Raw genomic sequence first — 1,151 nt, 5'->3', positions numbered from 1 at the left:
GGCCCCGGCCGCCGAGCCGGCACCCGCACTGGTGCCCGCCTCGGCGCAGACGCCCCGCGCCGACGTCCGCGCGCTCGCCAAGCCGCCCGTGCGGAAGCTGGCCAAGGACCTCGGTGTCGACCTCGCGCTGCTCACCGGCGCCGGTCCCGGTGGCGTCATCACCCGCGCCGACGTGGAGTCGGCCGCGGCCGGTGGCGGCACCGACAACGGCTGGGCGGCTGCGGTCGAGACCCCGGCCCCGCGTCGTACCGGCGAGCAGCCGCGGGAGACCCGCGAGCCCGTCAAGGGCGTGCGCAAGATGATGGCCCAGGCGATGAGCCAGTCGGCCTTCACCAGCCCGCACGTGACCGAGTGGATCACCGTCGACGTCACCGCCACGATGCAGCTCGTCGAGCGGCTCAAGGCGCGGCGCGAGCTCAAGGACGTGCGGATCAGCCCGCTGCTGGTGCTGGCCCGCGCGGTGCTGCTGGCGATGAGGAAGACCCCGGAGATCAACTCCTACTGGGACGACGCCGCCCAGGAGGTCGTCTACAAGAGCTACGTCAACCTCGGCATCGCCGCGGCCACCCCGCGCGGGCTGGTCGTGCCCAACGTCAAGGACGCCGACGCCATGTCGATGGTCGAGCTGGCCGGTGCGCTCGGCCAGCTCACCGCGACGGCTCGCGACGGCAAGACGCAGCCGGCCGAGATGGCGGGCGGGACGTTCACGATCACCAACGTGGGCGTCTTCGGTGTCGACGCCGGTACGCCGATCATCAACCCGGGCGAGTCCGCGATCCTGTGCTTCGGCGCGATCAACAAGCGGCCGTGGGTGTCCGAGGAGGGTGAGATCGTGGTGCGCGACGTGACCACGCTGGCGCTGTCGTTCGACCACCGCCACATCGACGGGGAGAAGGGCTCGCGCTTCCTCGCGGACGTGGCCGGGATCCTCGGCGACCCGGGGAGCGCCCTGCTCTTCTGATCGAACGGGCACTTCATGCCCGCTGAGAACCGTTCACCGGGCGCTTCCTGCGCGCTACAGCGCGACGGAGGCGCCCGGTCGGTGCGTTCCAGCGGGACGGGAGCGCCCGGTCGGCGCGTCGGCGGGTCAGCGGGAGCGCCAGGCGGCGAGCACCTCGGCCTCGCGCTCCGCCGAGATCCCGTGGACCGGC

1 protein-coding gene is annotated in these 1,151 nt (G+C 72.9%); it reads left to right on the top strand.

The genetic code is table 11. From position 1 onward, the window contains the following. Positions 1 to 961: dihydrolipoamide acetyltransferase family protein (locus ACXJKL_RS21380; protein WP_457209000.1), on the top strand; the 961-nt coding region annotated here is incomplete at its 5' end. Positions 962 to 1,151: the final 190 nt, after the last annotated feature.

This window comes from Nocardioides sp. P5_C9_2 (genome assembly GCF_054049555.1).
This window is presented reverse-complemented; position numbering and strand designations above follow the sequence as displayed.